The sequence below is a fragment of the Phocaeicola fibrisolvens genome, assembly GCF_025567125.1.
GTDB classification, from domain to species: domain Bacteria; phylum Bacteroidota; class Bacteroidia; order Bacteroidales; family Bacteroidaceae; genus Phocaeicola; species Phocaeicola fibrisolvens.
Window position 1 is genome coordinate 25,239 of sequence record NZ_JAOQJI010000003.1, and the last position, 18,971, is coordinate 44,209.

The following is an 18,971-nucleotide window of genomic DNA, read 5'->3' on the forward strand; positions in this document are numbered from 1 at the left end:
TCTAACCTGCATATCCCTGATTCCATTTGTTGATTACACGCTCAGCTATCTCATTCTTCACATTGGAGTTCAGTATCTCCCAGATATAGTCCGGCTTCCATCCGCAGTCCGTGACAAGGAAACAGTACAGATTAGCATTGTCTATTATGTACCTTGCCCTGTCGATGGAAGCCTTCAGTGTCATTACCAGATTCAGCTTCTCATCCATGGAAGCCTTCATCAGGTTTATACCCGAAGCGGCTACGGATGCATACAGTCTGTAGCAGTGTTGTATCTCCCTTGATATTGCTACGTTGGCATCGGCATAATACCATGCCACGAAAGGCTTCTTCGATACATAAATGAAAGTATTACCGGTAAAGTCCTTGTATTCCGTTACCAGCTGATACAGTGAGTTGGCTGTTGAAGAAATGGCACCGGCCAGCACCAGGTATGAATAGGCATTGTTCAGCCTTGTATCCAGAGTGCTCCGGACATCATTGAACTTTTCCGCACCCTTTTCAATGAGCGACTGCTCGCCATAGCTTGTGGCCACTCTTGTAAGAGCCTTGTCCTCGTCCTTCTTTATGGCCTTGTGCAGGGCTATGAGTGCTTCGATGGTCGGCAGGTCTTTGGGTATGATGAAAGCGGAAGCCTTTACAGGCAGCAACAGCATTATAATACCGGCTGATATGATACTTATATTCCTGATTCTCATGACAGACACATACATATTAAGGGTTAATAATTTGAAGCAACCAGTCCGTTCCAGTCCTGTACAAGATTCCCCACATGATTCTTCATGGTCACCACATTTGCCCATCCTTCAGGGTCAATGGCAAAGAAGAGGTCGTTTGCAGTGGCATACTGTGCCATCAGAACCATCCCTTCCACCTTATAGCGTATCCTGTTCAGGTCAGTATAGATGCTGTTGGCCAGTGTCAGCCTTTCATACCTGTCCAGCAGGTTGTAGCCGTCATCCTTTTTTTCTGCAGTTGCCTGTCCCTGCAACGGATTGGGAATCCTGGCATTGTTCACAATATTGACGAAGTTGCCGACCAGCTGCTGGGTTTCCGCTACAAGATTGCCGAGTTCGTTCAGACAGAGCAGCCTGTTTGAAAATTTTGCCCTGTTTACCGTACTGACAAGTACCGGAACATTTCGCAGAATATCCAGAGCGCACAGGCCTATTTCCTTATAATAAAGACTTTCAGTCCCGAAACCGGATATATTCTCCATACTCAGCTTGTATAGTTCCTTCATGGTAGCCATACTCACCGTATAGAGTTCCACCTTCTGTTTCTTGGCGGCAATGGTATCCACACGCTGGTTGTGCTGTTCCTCGATAAGCTTCTGTGAAGCGGTATTGGCCATGACAATCTTCAGACAGTTGCGGTCGAATACGATTCTCCAGGCAGCATGTGCATTAATGCAGACAAATGCAGAAAGCATTATAACCGATATGATTCTTAATACTGTTCTTACCATAGTGACATAACTTTTTGATGTTGGTTGACTTTTCTTGCAAACTCCAGATACAGAAGCCCTCCATCCGCCTTGCGGTCTTCCTCAATACGGGTGATGGCCTCCTGCAGCGTACCGTACCGAGCAAGATAAATCTTCAGTGCCTCCTTTTCGGTACGTTCTGTAGTATATGCCCAGTAGCATTCAGGTGCTTCCTCCACGCCGTACACATCCGAGTGTTGTCCCCGGCAAATCCACACCTCCTTGAAGTAGCTTCTTCCCTCATGGTTGTTCAGCGCATTGATGGTGAAAATCTGCTGACGCTGTATGTCTGTGAGTCCCAGAATGGCTGCAATATCCTCATACCTGTCCTTGAACTTGGTCTGGTCAAGCAGAATCTTCACATCCGAGTTGTTGATGATGGCCTCCTTCACGATAGGGGAATCAATCACGTCATTAAGCTCCTGTGTGACCACACCGGCTATTCCGTGGAACTTCCGGACGGTCTTATACAAATATTTTATATATTCTGCCATGGTAGGTGAAGCGATTGCCTTCCATGCCTCTTCAATGATAAGAGCCTTCCGTCCCTTCTTGATACGCATCTTCTGCAGGAACACGTCCATGATAATAAGCACCACAATCGGAAAAAGCACCGGATCATCCTTTATTTTATCTATTTCGAACACAATGAAACGCTCGTCAAACAGGTTGATGTCCAGGTCGGAGTTCAGCGTCATCTCCAGCTCGCCGCCACGGTAGAACTGTTTCAGTATGGCCGCAAAATCATGTATATTGAAACTGATTTTCTCCAGCTGTGTAATCTGCGGAATGCGCTCCAGGGCAAACTCATAGTAGGAATTGAACGATAGTTCCTGAACCTTCAGCCTGCACTTCTGTTCCTCCATGTGGTCAATCTGCCTGTCTATCTTAATCAGCATGGAATTGTTATAAAGTTCCCTCTTATATTTTTCTATGATAGTAAGTGCACGTTCCTTTTCCGATTCTGTGGCCGCTTCATCATTAATCAGGGCAGTCAGTGAGCGGCACTGTCGTATCAGCTTCAGACGGCGTACTTCGGAAGGCAGCAGCAGGGCACGGCTTTCAGCCTTCTCCTGAACCTCTTCCGTATTTATCTGCCTGTCGATGTCCTCCATGCTGTGCGTGTACTGTTCATAGTCATCCTCCATCTTGGCGGCGACCAGCAGTTTCTGCCTCAATGCCTCACGCTCACTGTCACTGAACCCTTCAAACGGATTGAAATAGGCCTCGTAATATTCCACGATGGTCTGGTTTATCAGCATGTCCTCAATCTTTGTTGGAAATGCGTTACCCTTGAATATCAGGAATATCAGCGATTTAAGGAAGTTCTTCTTCTCACCGAAATTGAGTTCATATTCTTCCTTAGTAACCTTGAACGGATTCATGGAGATGGGCTTCTCCTTCGAGTAGGCTATGTATGTACCCTTGTAATATCCGCATATGCCTTCGTAGGAATCACCCGTATCCACCATGACCACATCCGTATTCTGTTCCAGCAGCTGACGTACCACACTGTTCATGTGGAACGACTTGCCGGAACCTGAAGGACCGATACAGAAGAAGTTGGCATTGTCCGTCATCTTCCTTTTGCCTTCCTTGCCGGTAATGTCAATGCAGACAGGCAGTCCCTGACGGTCGGTGTAGTATGTGGTCAGCGGTGTATCCTCAGACTCCTTCAGATGCTCCTTGAAGAAAAAGCACAAGGCAGCATCCGAAAGCGTCAGGAACAGGTCATAGTCCGGGTTGAATGCATAGCCGTTACCGGGAAAACAGTCCATGAAAAGTTCCAGCTGGTTGTAGGCCGTTCTTGACGGCATGATGCCGCACTCATACAGCTTTGTCTCCAGAAAGGAAGTTACAGGAGTAACCTTGTCAGGCGGACAGCTGACCAGAATGTTGAAGTTGCAGTACACAAGCATGGTACTGTCAACGGCCAGCCTGTCCAGCACTTCCTCAATGTCAGCCCTGGCAATACGGTTGCTCGGGTCTGGCATGGAACCGTGACGCTTCGCCTTGGCCTGAAGTTTTCGCAGCAGCTTCCTCTGTCCCGGTATCTGAATGACCTGGTTAAACACCACACAGTCCGAGTAGGGGACACCGGTAAGGAAAGAAAGCAGGTCGGTTGCGATACCGTAGCCGTTGATGTTCATCTGCGTGTACGGCTTTACCATGGAAGGCAGGTTTATCTCGTCAATGTCCACCAGCGGATAGGAACGGATAATCCGGTCACCTGTCCTGAGATATTCGTCTGAAGCCTTGAAGTTGGTCATCGAGAACGGTCCGTGCCGGAACTGGAATGCCATGAAACGGTGGCAGTACTCGCTGACTTCCTCCTTGCCGAGCTTTCTGTGCCGGATATGCTTTTCCGTCAGAATATCATCCGTCTTTGATACCTTGGCATGGAAATCGAGCCATCTCTTCGGGTCGTACTGGATGAACTGGTTCTTCTGTGCCTCCTGGGTGAGGATAAGAAAAGTCCTTATCTCTGTGAACTCTCTTCCCTCGAAGTATCTGAAATAACTCCTCGTCAGGAACTCCGCATCATCCGGCACGTCATGGTGATATGCCTGTTTGCACATAATATCCTGCTTCTGCAGCGCATATCCCTCACCGATGGTCTGAAGGATATTGGATAGCACGTCATGAAACAGCATGTACTGCTGCGCATCCGTACAAAGCTGCTGGACCGGATTGGTTATTTCGAAGATAACGGACGGCTCGCCTCTGGCCGAGAACAGCACGACATTGCCGTCCGTCTCCTCCAGCTGCGCATAGAGTCCGTCAAAAATTCTTTTCCTTTTGTGTGCCATACTGTATAAAGTGATTTACTGTTCTTTTCTCAGACTTCTGTAGATATAGATACCTCTTGCCCTTTTCTTGTTGTGGAGTCCTCCACGCTGCTTGATGTAGATGGTTATCAGTCCCACCAGTGCCATGACCATCATGGCTATGAACCCTGCAATCTTCCCTAAGGCGATTGAGAAACCGATGAAGCCTACGAATGATATGCCTATGGCTGCCGCTGCCAGAGTGAGGAAACGGCCGCGTATGCCCATAAACTCCAGCGGTTTCTGCAATCCCTTGAACACAGGGTATCCTTCCTGATTCATTGTCATGCCGGGTAAGGATTACTGGAAGAATAGCGGAAGAGCTTCCGAAAGTGCGATGAATGCGATACAGCCTCCGATGGTAAGCATGATGGTCTTCTTCACGTCCTGGTCTCCGTTCTGCATCTTGAAATAGACGTTGAAGGCACCGACCAGAACGATAACGGCAGCAATGGCCTTCATCAGGTTCGATACCGGAGTCTGGTAGGAACTGACTTCCTGGGTGGCTTTGGTAAAACCTGCTGCACCCTTGCTTCCAGCCATTACGTTTGATGTGGAAATTACGAGTGCAATGGCAGCCACCACACACTTCTGTCCAAAACTTGAACCGATGAAACGCTCCGTAAGATTCCGGGCACTTTTCTTTATTATCTGCATTTCTGAATAATGTTAAAGGATTTCATCGCCAAAGAAACAGATGTCACTAAAGGAACGGTATATATAATATCAGGCATTCTCACAGCTGAAGATAACGGCACCGAGATCACTGGTACCGGTCTCTGCCAGTCTGTTTATTTCCTGAATGATATTCTCTACCAGAATGCCGTCAGTCATGATGGCCTCCCGGTAAACGTGTCTGGAAGATTCTGATTTGGATGCAGATTTCTCTGTACCATCAGAATTATTGCTTTCATTATTTGATTCGGGATTCTCCGTATTACTCTGTTCTGAACTTTGTTCTTTGGATTCAGGTTCATCCCGGTTTATTTTTATCGGCCTGAAGTTTCGTGCCTCTTCCGATATGTCTATGTCCTCTTCTTTATGGCTGTCCTGCTCGGCATTCTGTGCGGCCTTTGCCCTCTGGAAGTCCATGAAAATCATTGCCGCATAGTAGAATACCATTGCCACGAAGAGAAGGAATACTATCTGTCCGTACTGCATGGCTGTTGTAATATAATGTTGGAAGAAAGGGTGGAACTGTCCTGCGGAAGCGGAAGGATATGCAGTCCCAGTCTGATACCCCGGCTTTCCAGACGTTCCCTGCGTTCCGTAGTGCCGGTATAATAAATCACGTTGTGTTCCTCACTGATGATGTATCCGTTTGACTTCATGTTTGAGCGTACCCTTACCTTTGCCCTGTTTGAAATGACACGGATACCGGTTACAGGTTCCAGTCCGAAGACGATACGCCGTCTTTCCCTCTTTACCATCTGGATACGGATACGTGAGGAAATCCTGTGCTTCTCTTCACTGCTGCGTTTCAGTCCGAGTGCAGCAGCTATGCGTCCGACACTCATCCGGGTAATACCGAGAGCTTTCCCTATCTCAGAGAAGGAACACTCCTGAAAGTGGTTTCTTATATAGTCGGCACGCTCCATCCATCTGGATTTGGCCATTTTTACAAGTCCAAGTTCACGGGCTTTCAGCTTGACGGTCGATTCGCTCAGATTGAGAACGGCAGCTGTATAGGCTGTGGTCTCTATCGGATACAGCTCGACAAGAGCGGCCAGCATCCTGTCAGTCCAGTCTGTTTTTTTCATATCCTACAGATTATAGCTGTTAAACAAAGATTTCTTTTCCCTTCTGTATTCTGCCAGACGTGGCAGGTAGGACTTGAAGAATGCCCTTACAATGGCATTCACCAGGTCAGAGCGGCATCTGCCATGTATATCGCAGTCGTCCAATGAATCCGCAAGGTCACGGTCAAGCTTGCAGACAAGCCTTTCAGTCTTATCCGTTCCGAAACCGTCCGATTGCAGATAATCCATGAAGTCATCCCAGCATCCTGTATCCGAAAGGGAAACAGCAGTATCCTTTTTCAGTGTTTCATTATTATTTTCTTTTTGCTCAACCTGCGTTCCTGCGGTATCTTCCGTCAATATAAGTTCTGAATCATTGATACCTCTTGTCAGGTCATCTATTTCCGGTATATCCTTACTCATAGTGCTATGGTTATTGAAGTTTACTGATTATTCTGGTTCTTTATTCTGATTTTCGTTACTGTCCTGTGAAGCTTCATCAGACGGCTGTGCCTTCTTTTTCTTCTTAGGTTTGGGATTCAGATTTTCCGTCAGCTGTATGCCTTTGAGTTCTTTTTCCCTTATCGGTTGAAGTGTATCGAAGATACTCTGATAGACCTTGTCAAAGACTGGTGTAACGATAGTGGCCTGCATATCCAGTGCTGCCATGGTACTGAAACGTTCCATATCCGCACGTTTGGGAATCTTTGCTGTAACATACCCATAGTTGGAGAAGGTATCCCTTGCATTGTCCCAGATAAGCAGTTCGGAACGCTTGCCGATTCTTCCGTCATTCAAATTGGGAATGATGAAGAGTCTGGCTTTCATCCTTTCACCGACAGCCTTTTTCAGCCGGTCAACAAACATGAGGAAACTGGCCGTGGACGGAACGGTTACCAGATCATAATGAAATGGAACTATGATGATATCCGAGTTGACGAACATGGGTATCAGCCCTTCCGCTTTCAGACTGCCGGGAGAGTCCATAAGCACAACGTCAATTTCAGGATCGTTGTGCAGTTTCTCCATAAGGGAAGTCATCATCGCCTTATCGTTTGCTTCGTATGCCCATACCTCGTATGGCATTTCCTGTTCGCCATATTTTCTGATGTCGGCCTTTCGGCACTTCATGATGGAGTGCTGGAAATCGCAGTCAATCACCACAACCCTTACACCCTTTGTCACCAGATAGTTGGCAAAGGTGACGCAGAGGGTAGTCTTTCCTACACCTCCCTTCTGATTAGCAAATGTCACTATAACCGGAGTCTGTATCATTTCAAGTTTTGATTGATTTTGTGACAAATGTATCAACCAAGGTATTCAGATAAGAAATGCACAACACATTTGTGATTTAGGTTGTATAAACCGGAATATGTAGGATGTCAATTATCGGGTTATTATGATTTTTTTAGCTGAAAATGTTACAGTAAAAAGTCTATTGCCTTAGAAATCTCGTATTGAATTGATATTTATAAAAATATTATAGACAGAAAATCAGGAAATTTTGTACATTTGATGTATATACATTAAATTTTAAGGATTAGTATGGAAGAAAAAATATTAGTAGAACCGCTTAGAGACAGATTATATTATGCATGTGATTCCTGTCTTACCTATATCGACAGCAGAACTTTAATAATTAATTCTGAAGATATTCCTTTGGGAATGGAAAGTAAACCGGAGCTTATCAATACACACAAGTATTTTATCCTTGAATCCGGAGATTTGGTGCCATGCAATGATCTCTATAATGAAGAATGCAGACTTTTTAATGCAATCCGTTTTGAACATGATGAAGAAATCAGAAAATATGCAATGGAGTGCGTTGTCAGAGGACTGCTTGAAGATTATGGCAATGATAAAGAATCTGTTAATGAGGAATTCATTATCACAAAGGCTGTATGTTATATGGATGAAATTGGTCTTCACAACGCTGCCAGATATACAAATGAAATAAAAAACGTTTACCGGAATGAGGTGAAACGCTAATTAATAATGATATAATTGATGACACCAGTATTAAAATTAACAATAAGTCAAGAAGAAAATTCAGAATTGCCCGTAATCTGCAAACTGACAGAAGCAGCTTTTGCAGATATGCAGGAAAGCGATCATCAGGAGCATCATTTAGTGGACAAACTGCATAAGTCCGATACATATATTCCGGAACTGTCGCTGGTCGCAAAAACGGAAAAAGGAGAGTTAGTAGGATATATTTTGTTGACGAAAGTGGAAATCGTTTCAGAAAGTGAAGTCCATACATCTTTGGCTGTAGCTCCGCTTGCCGTTCTTCCTAAGTACCAGAACAGAGGCATAGGAGGAATGTTACTTAAAGAAGCACATAAAAGAGCAGCCGCACTTGGATATGGAACAGCTGTCCTGCTTGGGCATAAAGACTATTATCCACGCTTCGGTTACCGCAAAGCAGCTAACTATGGTGTCACGTTTCCGTTTGATGTGCCTTCTGAATATTGTCAGGTTATCGAACTGATACCTGATGCATTGAAAAGCATTAAGGGAATTGTACGTTACCCAGCTGTTTTCTTTGAATAAATAGATATTGGTTCAGTTTGTACATTCCAAACTTAACAGGGTATACAGAACTGAACCAATATATTTCATCGTACAGCTTTGTTATCCGAAAAGCAGGAAGCATTTATGCGGTATACCTTATGAGGCATTTCTTCTCCACGATAATGCTTGACAACAGAATCAATCGGTATCATACCATTCCTTATCGCAACTTTTTGTGATGCAATATTGTTGTCACGGATTATTGAATACATTGCATCGAAATGCAATGTACTGAATCCATAATCCCGACATGCCGTAGCAGCTTCTATAGCATATCCCTTGTGCCAATATTTGTAAGCCAAAAGATATCCGACTTCCGGAACCATCATATCGTTGTATTCCTGCATCGTTATTCCGCATTGTCCAATCATTTCGCCGCTCTCTTTCAGCACGACAGCCCAAAGGCCAAATCCGAAATCTTTGTAGCGTTGGAGTTGTTTTTGCATCCACACCATAGTTTCTTCATCATTAAAGGCTCCATTATAGGCGTACATTACTCTTTCATCCTGCAAAATAGAACGAAGAGAATCCATATCGGAAACGTTCATTTCACGCAACAGCAATCTCTTTGTTTCTAAAATCAGATGTTCCATATACAAACAGTTTCATTATAAATACAATTCTTCAATAAAATGGTTAGGATGCCCCTCCATATTTACCTTGATATATCCTATTGGAAAAATGAATAAACGAATCAAAAACATTTAAGATGTTATGCGTCCGGAATGGGAATCAAGGGAACGGCATCCCTATTTTGTACTTTCCTTTATAACATCCGTATCTATTTGATATACTTCTTCAATAAGAACATAGTTGTAACCTCTCAATATGCATTGCTCCAGATTATACCTGTTGGTTTTAATCATGTCATCGGCAACAATGTCCGTAGACAACCTTTTCTCTATCACACTTCCGTATTTTACAATGTCCGCAAAGTGCTGTCTTATATACTCTTCGCTGAATATCAGATAAATATATTTTATATCCCGCATATAATCATCCGCAAAGTCTTTTTCCCATCCGAATGGTATATAGCATCCTTCCACTATAAGGTTCTGTCTGTTTTCAATGCAGGTCTTTATGATTTCCCGCACAACAGGCCACAGAAAATCTGTCAAAACTGAATCCGGACTTTCAGGAGACAAATTTGTCTGCCCGCTCCTGATAAGCCCCATCTTCAGATGGTCTATTGACAGATATGAATATTTGTATTTCTCCGACAGTCTTTGTGCAAGCAAGGTTTTTCCCGTATGCGTGTCACCAGCAATCAAAATAATCATAACAAATTGGTCTACAACTTTTCAATAAAATGAATCGGATATTTATCCCAGTATTCTTTATACATCCAGTTTTCTTCTTTGGTAAAATTCAGCTGATACAATCGAAATTCAACTAAAAAATTCTTTGGTTGCCACAATTCCTCATACGTGTAGCAGTATTTTATACCGCAAACCTGCATTACATTACCGCTTCTTGGATTGTTCCTGTCATGTGTGGCAGTAATGTACTTCTTTACTCGTTCGACAACAGCCTTGCCTGCCTCCGAAGCGATACCTCTGTGCCAAAATTCTTTACGGAGCCCATAGCTAAAATCATGGTGTTCTTCCATATCAACTTTAACATATCCTATTGGATAATTGTCGTCTTTCAGACAAATGGCATAAGCGTATGCTTGAGGTTGTTCATATTTGACTGCATACCTTTCCGCATAGAATTTCTTGGTTTCTTCAATATCTTTTAGAGGAAACCAAGGCAGGAATCTGTTGACTTCTTCATCTTTCAGAATAAGGAAAAGAGCCTCAATGTCGTTTTCTGTAAACTTCCTTAATATCAATCTGTCTGTTTCTAATGTAGGGGTATTCATATTATAAACTGCATTCAAATAAAAACATTTCACAACAATCATCTATAGCGATTTCCTTTTCAAAGGAAGAATAGGTTTTGATTTCCGCAAATCCAACTTCCCTCAAAAAGTCTTCCATTTCACCATATTTATAAAGATGGGTTTGAAAGTCCATAAATTCTTGCTGTAACAATTCTGTACCATTATACAGTTCGTAGACACCCGGTGAAAATTGGGTTTGGCTTTGCTCGTCATAGTGATTCTTGCTTTTCAGGATTAAGTCAAATCCTTCTTCCGTTTTTACGGAAACCGAAACTTTATAGTCTTCATCATCCACGCATCTGTTTGCGATTGTATCAACAGCAAAAACAAACTTCCCTTTCGGCCTCAGAATCTCTTTCATCTTCAGCAGAATATTCTTGCATTGACTAATGTCTGTAAACAATGATACCGAACCGGAAGTAATCAGAATATAGTCGAATTTCCCTTCAGGAGAATAGGTAGTTATGTCTGCCTGAAAGACTTGAGCGTTTGGGGATTTTTGCTTTAATTTATCTAGCATTTCAACAGAAAGGTCTATCCCGCTAATATCAAACCCTTTCTCCATAAAAGGAATAAGAAAACGACCGCTTCCACACAGCGGTTCTAAAATTTTTTGTTCTCTTTTGGCGTAAGAAAGGTAAAAATTCAATTCGTCCTGTGGTGCTTTTTTATGCAGGATTTCGTACATTCTGCTACATAAATTCCCGTAATAGTTCTTTTCAAGTATGCTCATATTGTTCTGTTTTTCTATTTATGTATCCGAGATGTTATATGGGTATATATGAATGATTTACTAATTCATTTATAAAAAAGCAAATTTAGGTAAAAACGGAGAGATTTTACACCGATAGATTAAAGAAATCGTTTTTCTTTAGAGAAACGATAACGTTTTATAATGAAAATCCTTTGTTTTATAGCTCTTATGATTCTAAAATTATAACTTTGTCCTATGATGAAAAAACAGCCTGACAATCATCTTTCTATTTTTGAGGGAAGAGAAATATCATTTATTCCATCTAAGACAATGCTATTGGAGGAAGGTAAGGTTGCGGATAGGTTATATTTTATCCGTAAAGGATGCTTGAGATTGTTTTTCTACAACGAAGGAAAAGATATAACCTTCCAGTTTTTCTTTGAAGGGGATTTCGTGGCTTCATTTGACAGCCTGTACAAGGGTACGCCGAGCCTGTTCTCTCTGGAAAGCATAGAACCATCCGAAGTTCTGTTTATAAAGAAAGAAGATTTCTACAAAAAAATGGAAAGCAATCCTTCATTGAGAATGCTATATGAAGAGAAAATTATAGAACGGTTCAGCTTTTACCAGCATCTGTTCCTGTCCCGTATCAAGAATACGCCACAGCAGAGGTATGAAGAACTGTTGAAGGAATATCCCAACATCATCCAGCGGGTTCCGCAACATTATATAGCTTCCTATCTTGGTATCACTCCCGTCTCGCTTTCCCGTATCAGAAATCGGCGCTAATCTCCATTTCTTTACAATTGTTATCGTCCGTTTCCGATAAAGTAGTGATCTTTGCACTATTAAATTTGGAAATGTATGAAAAGAATTTTTGTAATCGACTGGATTTTAATCGTTGTATTCATCGTGTCTGCCATTTCAGGAATTGGTCTGCATATAGCCGGACATGGGAACAGCCACGAAGTATGGCATAACTGGGCAGAGGTTCATGTCTTGGGCAGTATATTGTTCCTTGTTGCCATCATATTCCATGTGACAACACACTGGGGATGGTATAAGGGAATCATAAAAAACGGAATAGGCAGGAAAAGCAAGGTTACAGCAGTCCTGTCTATCATATTTTTATTGCTGTCCGTTACAGGTATCGTATTACTTGGAGTAAGCGGAGCAAACTCTCCACTTGGGTTATGGCATTATAAAATAGGCATCATAACGACTGTTATAGCTGTAGGGCATATTATAAAGCGACTTTCAGTTTTGAAAAAATCATTGAATTAGGAAACTGTGACCAGTTTATCGCGTCTGTCATCTTTTTATTGAATGTCCGTCATCAATATCATCATAGCTACCTTTCTGTCCAACTTCCCACTCACGTTTCTCGCCATGACTGCCACCACCTACATCACGCAGCTTGGTTTTGCCTGAGAAACGTGAAGTAGACTTTGTTTGTTGTTGGTATTTTTGTAGTTCAATATGTTTCACAGATTGTTTCTTTAGCCGGTCAAGATTGAAGTTTTCTTCAGTAAGATTTATAATGATATGCTGCTTGAAATTTATAGCATAAGTTACATCTTCTTCCTGACGGATAATGAAGCCTTCTTCATGCAGTCGGCTTCTGATAGAGGTTACTGTTTCATCATTGAATATCTCACGCAGACGGTTCACTGCATCAGTGTAGTAGTGTGTTCTTTCCGGAGATATATCTACTAAATCTTTCCGTGAGACTTTGAATATCTTACAAAGCAAATCCCGTTCAGCCTCAGTAGCCGGACTGAACACCTCAACCATAGCTATACGGTTGTTACGGTCAATAGCCTCTGCCATAAAAGGTTTCAACGGACGGCTTTGACCATCAAAATAGATGATGCCTTTCTTGATATAAGCACGCTGCTTCCTGATTTTACTGTATATTTCACTCTGGGTAATCTTAGGATTAAGTGTCAGTAATCGGTCAATATAGTCCTCAATTCGATTGAACCGTTCTTCAGGAGTAGCGAAGTCCAGAAGTTCCTCTACAGCCAGCACTCTTGCACCATGAATGACGGTCTTGTTTGAATGATCAACTAGCATATATCCGTATGGAGAATCCTTCTTGCCGAAGAACACAATGTCAATACCGAACTTCGTTTTCAGTTCCTTCTGCAGTTCCTCCTTGTTGGAACTTACATCACGGTACTTCTTTAATATACTTCTGAGCTGACGGCAACGAGCCCTTTCCCGATAACCGCTCTTGAAAAGACTTTCTATTTCAGTAAAAGGGATTTCCTTCTGAACCTTTCCACCATGCTTGACGAATACATTCCCATCTTTCTGATAGACTTCATATCCCATGGAAACCATTATTGCCTTGAACTGGGCAAATGAAGAGAACGTGTATAGCTTGGCCAAATTAATGTCATCTTCCGTTTTCTTCTTCCTGTCGTTACCAAGAATACGGTCTATTACCTCCTGAGAACGTCTGCGTTCATGGCTGTGCTGAATCTTTCTTCCATCAGGTGCCACTCTCGAAGTGATGATATGAAGATGGGTATTCTCCGTGTCATAATGAGAATAAACAAGCAACGGCTGACCGGATTCTCCGTATCCCATTTCCTTGAGATACTGGTGTGCAAAATCCAGCAACTCATCTTCCGACATTTCGTGTCCCTTACATGATATGGCCACATGAAACTGTGGTTTCCTGATTCTGCTGTTCTGTGAACTGTACTTCTGGAGATAACCAACCAGCTCACTCGGGGTAGGTTTGTGAAATGTTCCGAGTGAACCAAAATTCTGAATCTCGATAAGCCGTGCAACACCTTTCGATACTTTATGTTCATTGTAACCTACAGCATGGAAGTTCGTACTTCCCGGTAATATGGTTGCTATCATATTGAATCTTAATTTATCAAGGTTTTAGTGACTGAGTAACCGAAATACTTCAAGCTCATTAATCTATGGTTACACAATAATAATATCAGAAATGATTGAATACCATGTAACTAATAACTCAGATTCTGACAGCTTTCTGTGTCAGAGAATCAAGGTCTTTCTTTATTCGGTTCAATGTTTCCTGAGTTTCGAGGATAATTGGTAACAGAACCTCCTGGATATAGCCGGGTGCGAGTAATCCGGCTACCGCAAGCTCATTGGCACGTTTAACCGACTGATTAAGGTTTCCTCCAGCCCAGGAAAGTTCATTCTGATATTTACGATAAAACAAACCCAAATCATTCATCAGTTCGAGTTGCCTTTTGGTTCCGATATTTGAATACTCTGCCAGTGCTGAGCGTATATAATGACTCACAGATGAATAGGAGGCAGATTTCTCCTTAAATTGTTGTACTTCCTCCGGTGTCATTCTGACCTTGATGTACTTGGTTCTCTGATTCTTCATACTTGGATACATTGGTGGTTAGGTTCCCCGGACCATCTTTCGCCATGCGAAACAGCGGCCAGCCGCTCCGATGCACCAGCATTCGGCAAGTTACTTTTGTGAGTACGAAACGGAGTTTTGTGGCCACAAAAGTACAACTTGCTTGGAAAACTCTGCACGGCAGAAAGATACCTTCCGGGAATGATTATTACACCCAAATTTACCGGGGAAAGCCGTTGCAAACCGAAATCAACAACACAATTCTTTGGAGGCATATTCCAGCTTACCATGAACTGTAGCACCAGTTATATAAGAAACTCCATATAGCGTATTATTGTTATATAGAGTTTTTAAGACGTTTGAAACTAATTTACATGTATTCAGAAACAGAAGCTTCTGGTATTATTTAATCTTTGGATTATACTAATTTTGGTAATCAGAAAATAATATTTCGTATTCTTCGGTTGAATAAACCAAAGTTTCAAAAACACAAAAGATGTAGTTATATGGGATAGATGGCTATTGTTCTCATAAAACCTATATCCAATATAATATGTAGTCCCGATACAATGATAGCATGGTAAAAGTAACCTGCTTATCTAAGTTATTGGAATCTCAATAAAAGGGAAAATGAAATCTTGTAGCTGATTCAGCTGATGAAATGGCTATCGGGAAATCTTATTTTATCTGAACTGTATTGCAGAAACATTCAGGTAGAATAACCCTGTAATCAGAGTCTGGAGAGACCTCGTTATCATGGTGATATAACATTGATAATCAGTAAAAAATCTACTCGAACAACAAGAAAATAGTGTTGCGTAAATTTCTGTATCTCATTGATTTTTAGTATATTTATATAATTAATAAGCTCTTATACTCATAAATATTACACGTTATGTTTGAACTACTGTTTATTATATATCTACTGCCGGTACTTATTATCGGTATGCTACTCTTGAAACTGGTATTCTGGCTTTTAAGGATTGTCATACGTTTGGCTGTATGGCTGGTTAAGAAAACCTTTATACTTATATGGAAGCTCATCATACTTGTCTTTGCTATAATTATAGGCCGTGAAATTATGCTTTGGAATCAACCGGACAAATAGAAAGAACCGCACCAATATGATAATGGTACGGTTCTGATAAAGATAAGTAGAATCCTCCCTTTATGTTAATGGCTTGTTCTGTTTTGTCGATTACATGAAACCTTTTCCCTTGCTTCTTTCATATACAACTTCTTTCTTGGAATCACAATTCATAAGACGGAACTGAACCATACATCCGGTAGGAATATCCTTAGGTAACTGTTCAACCAGTCTGTCGATAACCTGGTCTACATTACTGAAACCAATGTCTGTTATTTCACCGATAACGTTACCTTTGAAATATGCACGTCCATAGATCATCATCTTTTTGGTGATACGGAACATCTTGTCTGCCGGTGTCTCGAAGTCACGTGCTTTGCCCTGTTTGCTCTTCTTGCTACTGAAGAAAATGAAGTCAATCACTTTGGCATTTAGTTCCCAGGCAGGAGTGAAGTCTATCTTAACATAGCCTCTTGTAATATTCAGTCCATGACTGTGGTTCATGCCGAAGGCAACCTCATACAGATTGGCATCACAGTCATTCTGTGCAATGGTAGCCCATGTATGACGAAAAGTATAATAACAGTAGTAATCCTCCTTCTTCATTCCCATATCGGCACATATCTTTCTGATTCCAATGTTTACGTTGGCATTGAAACTGTCCGGATTGCTGTAACGCTTATGGAACTTGAAAAGATATTCGTCATTCTCGTCTGAAAGATACTTATCAAATGTGGCCTGAATGAACGGTTCCACACGCATTTCAATATAGGCTTCGTCTTTCCGACTGTGCTTTGTCTTAGCTCTTTTATATCCGATAACTCCATCCTTATAGTTTTCTTTTTTAAGTTCAAAAATATCTACGGTGTTTATTCCGCCCAAACACAAGGATAGGAGTGCCACGTCTCTGCCCAGTTCCGGAAGAGAGGAAATCATTTTGGTTTCCGGTAGGGGGCGATTGAAGAATTCCCTACATGCCTCTGCACTGATGGCTCTTTGAACCGTACTGTCAGATTTAGGAATGGATACCTTTAACCAAGGATTGTATTTGATTCGCACGATACCACGTTCTTCATCGTTCAGTTCTATAAGTGCCCTTTTGAATATCTGTCTTAAACAGGTTGGGTACATTTCTTTCGCCCTGTTTGTCAACGAAAGGCTATTAATCCATCTTGTCAAAACAGAAGATGACAAGTGAGTAAACATAACTCTGGTTGTTCCCAAATATCTTTCGAGGTGGTTTACAGCCAGGCGATAATTCTTTGCATTACGTTCATGTCCTTCAGAGGCCATGCGGTTAATGAACCTTGTTGCATAGTCACTAAAGCATACTTCCATATCAGAGTTCATTAAGTATTCTATTAATTCTGTTACAGAGTATCCTGACACATCTTTACGATTTACAAGTTCTGTATAACGAAGTATTTCCTGTGCACAATATTTATTTATGACAGCATCCTTAATCTCTCCAGATTTGGATAACTGTTTGTCAGTAACGAATTTATCAGTCTTAATATACCCTGATTTTGAACGATGAAGTACTCGAATGTACACTTGGTAAAAGCCGTCAGCTCGCTTATACCTTACAATAGTCTTAAATGTTGCCATACCTTATTGATTTACAGTTGTTTTACTTTTGTAAGTTCTTTGTAAGCGTACCCTCTCAGTTTTGTAAGCTATTTGTAAGCAAGTACCGTTTATTTGGCTCATTTTTTGCGGACAAATGCACGAACCGCCTAAAAACAACTTAGGCTGTAATGTCTGAAAAACAGCCCATTACAGCCTAAATCAATGATTATCTTATACTATTTATGCTTCCTCTATTGCAGCCTGCGCCACTTTCAGATGGGATTGAAAATCAGAATCTTATGCAACTTTAGCAAGTGATTTGTAAGTTTGTGATTATCATTCCTGGTAATAGTACATAAAAAGTAGTCTTATTCCTCTATCGCAGCTTGTGCCTCTTTAATTCATATCTGAATATCAGTAGCTTTCCTTTGCTTTGTAAGTAGTTTGTAAGTTTCAGGACTCTTCCTTTTTATGGATTACTTAAAAAAGGTAAGCTGCAAAATGGTTTTAATCATTGAATTATCTGTATGGGTACTACAGATGAAATAATTAATATCTTATTCCTTTCTCCTTTCTTTTAATAGTTCAATAATCATATCTTTATCCTTCAGGTTTGAATCAAGACGTAAAATTTGTGAGTTCAGACTCTCTATCTGTTCTTTCAGAAGCTTGATTGTTTCCCTCAGGTTCTCCGTTTCTTTCTTTTCGTTGGATAATTGTACAGCAAGTTCCGCGTCACCTATCAGGTTATTCGCATTTCCCTCCAAGGCAACGGCTGCAAGATGTGCCGATATATTATGTTGTTTCGGACAGAAAAGGGAAAAGAAATTGAAGTCCAATGCTTCGCTGACTTTAATAAGCCTGCTTGTCTCCATTGTCTCCCTTTCCAGTATGCGGTTTATGTGCTGCTGCGGTACACCTATTTTACGTCCCAGCTCAGATTTGCTCAATCCAAGCTCGTTACGTCTTTTGTCGATAGCCTGACCTACATGCACGTGTTTTATGTCATTATCCATGCGATTCCTTCAATAAATACATCTTAAACAATAAATCATCAAACAAATATTTGGTTATATAAACCATTTTACGTTACTTTGTGACGTAACCTATTCATTTGGTGAATACAAAGTTAAACATTAAATATTAAACATCCAACAATTATGTCTGAAAACTTAGAAAAAATCCGTCCGGCACTTGTTGCCCTTGAAGTAGGTGAATCCGTTTCATTCCCCATTTCACGTTTGAAAAGCGTCCGTACACAGGCCTCAGAGCTTGGTGCCATTTATAACCGTCAGTTCAAGACCAGGACTGACAGGGAAAACCACACCATTACGGTCAAACGAATAGTATAGAAATCAAATCAGGTTCATATGAAGATATTACAGTTTCTGGACCATCTTATACCATACGAAACATTTCTGAATGACCTTTCCTCCAGAATTGTCAGGCAATTGAAAGCCGACAAGGATGATCCTGAATTCATCAGCCAGAGGAAGGCATACGAGCTGTTTGGCCGCAGGAATGTAGAACGGTGGAAACGTCAGGGAAAGGTGGTTTCCTACAAAAGACCCGGTAAGGTGGAATACCGCACGGCAGACCTCAGGCTCTTGCAGCGTACCACCCAGGACTATTTTGATGGAAGTCTGCCAAAACAGGCCGAAAGACCAGTCAAAAGAGATAAATGATAAACATATTATGGCTAATATTTTAATAGTGACAAACTATGCATGTTTAGTTTAGCCGTGATAC

At 41.5% G+C, this 18,971-nt stretch carries 24 protein-coding genes; 7 read left to right on the forward strand and 17 right to left on the reverse strand.

Features of this window, described 5'->3' with window-relative positions; all coding sequences use genetic code 11:
• Position 1: 1 nt before the first annotated feature.
• The 9 genes from OCV81_RS01755 to OCV81_RS01795 all read right to left on the reverse strand — a co-directional run bounded on the left by OCV81_RS01755 (position 2) and on the right by OCV81_RS01795 (position 7,327).
• Entirely contained in the window at positions 2–655 is a 654-nt protein-coding gene (locus OCV81_RS01755; RefSeq protein ID WP_057249883.1) for a hypothetical protein, read from the reverse strand.
• 65 nt (positions 656–720) lie between these two features.
• Entirely contained in the window at positions 721–1,467 is a 747-nt protein-coding gene (locus OCV81_RS01760; RefSeq protein ID WP_057249739.1) for a hypothetical protein, read from the reverse strand.
• Positions 1,461–4,295 (reverse strand): TraG family conjugative transposon ATPase, encoded by a 2,835-nt coding sequence (locus OCV81_RS01765; RefSeq protein ID WP_057249737.1) that lies wholly within the window; start codon positions 4,293–4,295, stop codon positions 1,461–1,463. Before OCV81_RS01765 ends, OCV81_RS01760 begins: the two co-directional genes overlap by 7 nt.
• A gap of 15 nt (positions 4,296–4,310) precedes the next feature.
• Positions 4,311–4,601 (reverse strand): hypothetical protein, encoded by a 291-nt coding sequence (locus tag OCV81_RS01770; protein WP_057249735.1) that lies wholly within the window; start codon positions 4,599–4,601, stop codon positions 4,311–4,313.
• 12 nt (positions 4,602–4,613) lie between these two features.
• Complete coding sequence (locus OCV81_RS01775; protein WP_057249733.1) at positions 4,614–4,970, reverse strand: DUF4134 domain-containing protein; 357 nt, start codon at positions 4,968–4,970, stop codon at positions 4,614–4,616.
• 69 nt (positions 4,971–5,039) lie between these two features.
• The gene (locus OCV81_RS01780; protein ID WP_057249729.1) at positions 5,040–5,474 is read right to left on the reverse strand and encodes a hypothetical protein; all 435 of its coding nucleotides are present in this window, start codon (positions 5,472–5,474) and stop codon (positions 5,040–5,042) included.
• Positions 5,456–6,073 carry a MarR family transcriptional regulator gene (locus OCV81_RS01785; RefSeq protein WP_172676545.1) on the reverse strand — a complete coding sequence of 206 codons (618 nt, stop codon included), beginning with the start codon at positions 6,071–6,073 and terminating at the stop codon, positions 5,456–5,458. The genes OCV81_RS01780 and OCV81_RS01785 overlap by 19 nt, the downstream gene beginning before the upstream one ends.
• Positions 6,074–6,076: 3 nt before the next feature.
• Positions 6,077–6,475 carry a hypothetical protein gene (locus tag OCV81_RS01790; RefSeq protein WP_057249728.1) on the reverse strand — a complete coding sequence of 133 codons (399 nt, stop codon included), beginning with the start codon at positions 6,473–6,475 and terminating at the stop codon, positions 6,077–6,079.
• Between the two features lie 27 nt (positions 6,476–6,502).
• Positions 6,503–7,327 carry a ParA family protein gene (locus OCV81_RS01795; RefSeq protein ID WP_057249726.1) on the reverse strand — a complete coding sequence of 275 codons (825 nt, stop codon included), beginning with the start codon at positions 7,325–7,327 and terminating at the stop codon, positions 6,503–6,505.
• Positions 7,328–7,597: 270 nt separating this feature from the next.
• On the opposite strand from OCV81_RS01795, the gene OCV81_RS01800 reads away from it, so the two are divergent.
• Together OCV81_RS01800 and OCV81_RS01805 are read left to right on the forward strand one after the other, a co-directional pair.
• On the forward strand, positions 7,598–8,041 hold the full coding sequence (locus OCV81_RS01800) for a hypothetical protein (protein WP_057249724.1): 444 nt from the start codon (positions 7,598–7,600) through the stop codon (positions 8,039–8,041).
• Between the two features lie 18 nt (positions 8,042–8,059).
• On the forward strand, positions 8,060–8,605 hold the full coding sequence (locus tag OCV81_RS01805; protein ID WP_057249723.1) for a GNAT family N-acetyltransferase: 546 nt from the start codon (positions 8,060–8,062) through the stop codon (positions 8,603–8,605).
• A 65-nt stretch (positions 8,606–8,670) separates the two neighbouring features.
• Here OCV81_RS01805 and OCV81_RS01810 read toward each other — a convergent pair whose 3' ends face one another.
• From OCV81_RS01810 to OCV81_RS01825, 4 genes are all read right to left on the reverse strand, one after another.
• Complete coding sequence (locus OCV81_RS01810; protein WP_057249721.1) at positions 8,671–9,219, reverse strand: GNAT family N-acetyltransferase; 549 nt, start codon at positions 9,217–9,219, stop codon at positions 8,671–8,673.
• Positions 9,220–9,375: 156 nt separating this feature from the next.
• Positions 9,376–9,906, reverse strand: a complete 531-nt coding sequence (locus tag OCV81_RS01815) for a P-loop NTPase family protein (protein WP_057249719.1) — start codon at positions 9,904–9,906, stop codon at positions 9,376–9,378.
• Between the two features lie 11 nt (positions 9,907–9,917).
• Positions 9,918–10,490, reverse strand: a complete 573-nt coding sequence (locus tag OCV81_RS01820) for a GNAT family N-acetyltransferase (RefSeq protein ID WP_057249877.1) — start codon at positions 10,488–10,490, stop codon at positions 9,918–9,920.
• Between the two features lies 1 nt (position 10,491).
• A complete protein-coding gene (locus OCV81_RS01825) occupies positions 10,492–11,244 on the reverse strand; it encodes a class I SAM-dependent methyltransferase (protein ID WP_057249717.1) in 753 nt (250 codons plus the stop codon).
• A 219-nt stretch (positions 11,245–11,463) separates the two neighbouring features.
• Between OCV81_RS01825 and OCV81_RS01830 the strand changes: the two genes are divergently transcribed.
• Together OCV81_RS01830 and OCV81_RS01835 are read left to right on the forward strand one after the other, a co-directional pair.
• Entirely contained in the window at positions 11,464–11,994 is a 531-nt protein-coding gene (locus OCV81_RS01830; protein WP_057249875.1) for a Crp/Fnr family transcriptional regulator, read from the forward strand.
• A gap of 75 nt (positions 11,995–12,069) precedes the next feature.
• Positions 12,070–12,489, forward strand: coding sequence for a DUF4405 domain-containing protein (locus OCV81_RS01835; protein WP_057249715.1), 420 nt, complete (start codon positions 12,070–12,072; stop codon positions 12,487–12,489).
• 27 nt (positions 12,490–12,516) lie between these two features.
• Here the strand turns inward: OCV81_RS01835 and OCV81_RS01840 are convergent, their stop codons facing one another.
• Entirely contained in the window at positions 12,517–14,082 is a 1,566-nt protein-coding gene (locus tag OCV81_RS01840) for a relaxase/mobilization nuclease domain-containing protein (RefSeq protein WP_057249713.1), read from the reverse strand.
• 118 nt (positions 14,083–14,200) lie between these two features.
• Entirely contained in the window at positions 14,201–14,587 is a 387-nt protein-coding gene (locus tag OCV81_RS01845) for a plasmid mobilization protein (RefSeq protein WP_057249873.1), read from the reverse strand.
• Positions 14,588–15,461: 874 nt separating this feature from the next.
• Here OCV81_RS01845 and OCV81_RS17750 point away from each other — a divergent pair.
• Entirely contained in the window at positions 15,462–15,674 is a 213-nt protein-coding gene (locus tag OCV81_RS17750) for a hypothetical protein (protein WP_057249711.1), read from the forward strand.
• Between the two features lie 90 nt (positions 15,675–15,764).
• Here the strand turns inward: OCV81_RS17750 and OCV81_RS01850 are convergent, their stop codons facing one another.
• Both OCV81_RS01850 and OCV81_RS01855 read right to left on the reverse strand, forming a co-directional pair.
• Entirely contained in the window at positions 15,765–17,261 is a 1,497-nt protein-coding gene (locus tag OCV81_RS01850; protein WP_057249709.1) for a tyrosine-type recombinase/integrase, read from the reverse strand.
• 518 nt (positions 17,262–17,779) lie between these two features.
• Complete coding sequence (locus OCV81_RS01855; protein ID WP_005649185.1) at positions 17,780–18,238, reverse strand: helix-turn-helix domain-containing protein; 459 nt, start codon at positions 18,236–18,238, stop codon at positions 17,780–17,782.
• A 144-nt stretch (positions 18,239–18,382) separates the two neighbouring features.
• Between OCV81_RS01855 and OCV81_RS01860 the strand changes: the two genes are divergently transcribed.
• Together OCV81_RS01860 and OCV81_RS01865 are read left to right on the forward strand one after the other, a co-directional pair.
• Positions 18,383–18,574 (forward strand): hypothetical protein, encoded by a 192-nt coding sequence (locus OCV81_RS01860; RefSeq protein ID WP_005649187.1) that lies wholly within the window; start codon positions 18,383–18,385, stop codon positions 18,572–18,574.
• A gap of 18 nt (positions 18,575–18,592) precedes the next feature.
• Positions 18,593–18,907 carry a hypothetical protein gene (locus OCV81_RS01865; RefSeq protein WP_005649189.1) on the forward strand — a complete coding sequence of 105 codons (315 nt, stop codon included), beginning with the start codon at positions 18,593–18,595 and terminating at the stop codon, positions 18,905–18,907.
• Positions 18,908–18,971 lie beyond the last annotated feature (64 nt).

Coding starts and splice junctions, on each gene's coding strand:
- OCV81_RS01860 (WP_005649187.1), top strand. CDS start 18,383: ATGTCTGAAAACTTAGAAAAAATCCGTCCGGCACTTGTTGCCCTTGAA.
- OCV81_RS01805 (WP_057249723.1), top strand. CDS start 8,060: ATGACACCAGTATTAAAATTAACAATAAGTCAAGAAGAAAATTCAGAA.
- OCV81_RS01785 (WP_172676545.1), bottom strand. CDS start 6,073: ATGAAAAAAACAGACTGGACTGACAGGATGCTGGCCGCTCTTGTCGAG.
- OCV81_RS01810 (WP_057249721.1), bottom strand. CDS start 9,219: ATGGAACATCTGATTTTAGAAACAAAGAGATTGCTGTTGCGTGAAATG.
- OCV81_RS01755 (WP_057249883.1), bottom strand. CDS start 655: ATGCTGTTGCTGCCTGTAAAGGCTTCCGCTTTCATCATACCCAAAGAC.
- OCV81_RS01820 (WP_057249877.1), bottom strand. CDS start 10,490: ATGAATACCCCTACATTAGAAACAGACAGATTGATATTAAGGAAGTTT.
- OCV81_RS01830 (WP_057249875.1), top strand. CDS start 11,464: ATGAAAAAACAGCCTGACAATCATCTTTCTATTTTTGAGGGAAGAGAA.
- OCV81_RS01775 (WP_057249733.1), bottom strand. CDS start 4,970: ATGCAGATAATAAAGAAAAGTGCCCGGAATCTTACGGAGCGTTTCATC.
- OCV81_RS01770 (WP_057249735.1), bottom strand. CDS start 4,601: ATGACAATGAATCAGGAAGGATACCCTGTGTTCAAGGGATTGCAGAAA.
- OCV81_RS01760 (WP_057249739.1), bottom strand. CDS start 1,467: ATGGTAAGAACAGTATTAAGAATCATATCGGTTATAATGCTTTCTGCA.
- OCV81_RS01865 (WP_005649189.1), top strand. CDS start 18,593: ATGAAGATATTACAGTTTCTGGACCATCTTATACCATACGAAACATTT.
- OCV81_RS01800 (WP_057249724.1), top strand. CDS start 7,598: ATGGAAGAAAAAATATTAGTAGAACCGCTTAGAGACAGATTATATTAT.
- OCV81_RS01845 (WP_057249873.1), bottom strand. CDS start 14,587: ATGAAGAATCAGAGAACCAAGTACATCAAGGTCAGAATGACACCGGAG.
- OCV81_RS01780 (WP_057249729.1), bottom strand. CDS start 5,474: ATGCAGTACGGACAGATAGTATTCCTTCTCTTCGTGGCAATGGTATTC.
- OCV81_RS17750 (WP_057249711.1), top strand. CDS start 15,462: ATGTTTGAACTACTGTTTATTATATATCTACTGCCGGTACTTATTATC.
- OCV81_RS01855 (WP_005649185.1), bottom strand. CDS start 18,238: ATGGATAATGACATAAAACACGTGCATGTAGGTCAGGCTATCGACAAA.
- OCV81_RS01835 (WP_057249715.1), top strand. CDS start 12,070: ATGAAAAGAATTTTTGTAATCGACTGGATTTTAATCGTTGTATTCATC.
- OCV81_RS01840 (WP_057249713.1), bottom strand. CDS start 14,082: ATGATAGCAACCATATTACCGGGAAGTACGAACTTCCATGCTGTAGGT.
- OCV81_RS01795 (WP_057249726.1), bottom strand. CDS start 7,327: ATGATACAGACTCCGGTTATAGTGACATTTGCTAATCAGAAGGGAGGT.
- OCV81_RS01765 (WP_057249737.1), bottom strand. CDS start 4,295: ATGGCACACAAAAGGAAAAGAATTTTTGACGGACTCTATGCGCAGCTG.
- OCV81_RS01790 (WP_057249728.1), bottom strand. CDS start 6,475: ATGAGTAAGGATATACCGGAAATAGATGACCTGACAAGAGGTATCAAT.
- OCV81_RS01815 (WP_057249719.1), bottom strand. CDS start 9,906: ATGATTATTTTGATTGCTGGTGACACGCATACGGGAAAAACCTTGCTT.
- OCV81_RS01825 (WP_057249717.1), bottom strand. CDS start 11,244: ATGAGCATACTTGAAAAGAACTATTACGGGAATTTATGTAGCAGAATG.
- OCV81_RS01850 (WP_057249709.1), bottom strand. CDS start 17,261: ATGGCAACATTTAAGACTATTGTAAGGTATAAGCGAGCTGACGGCTTT.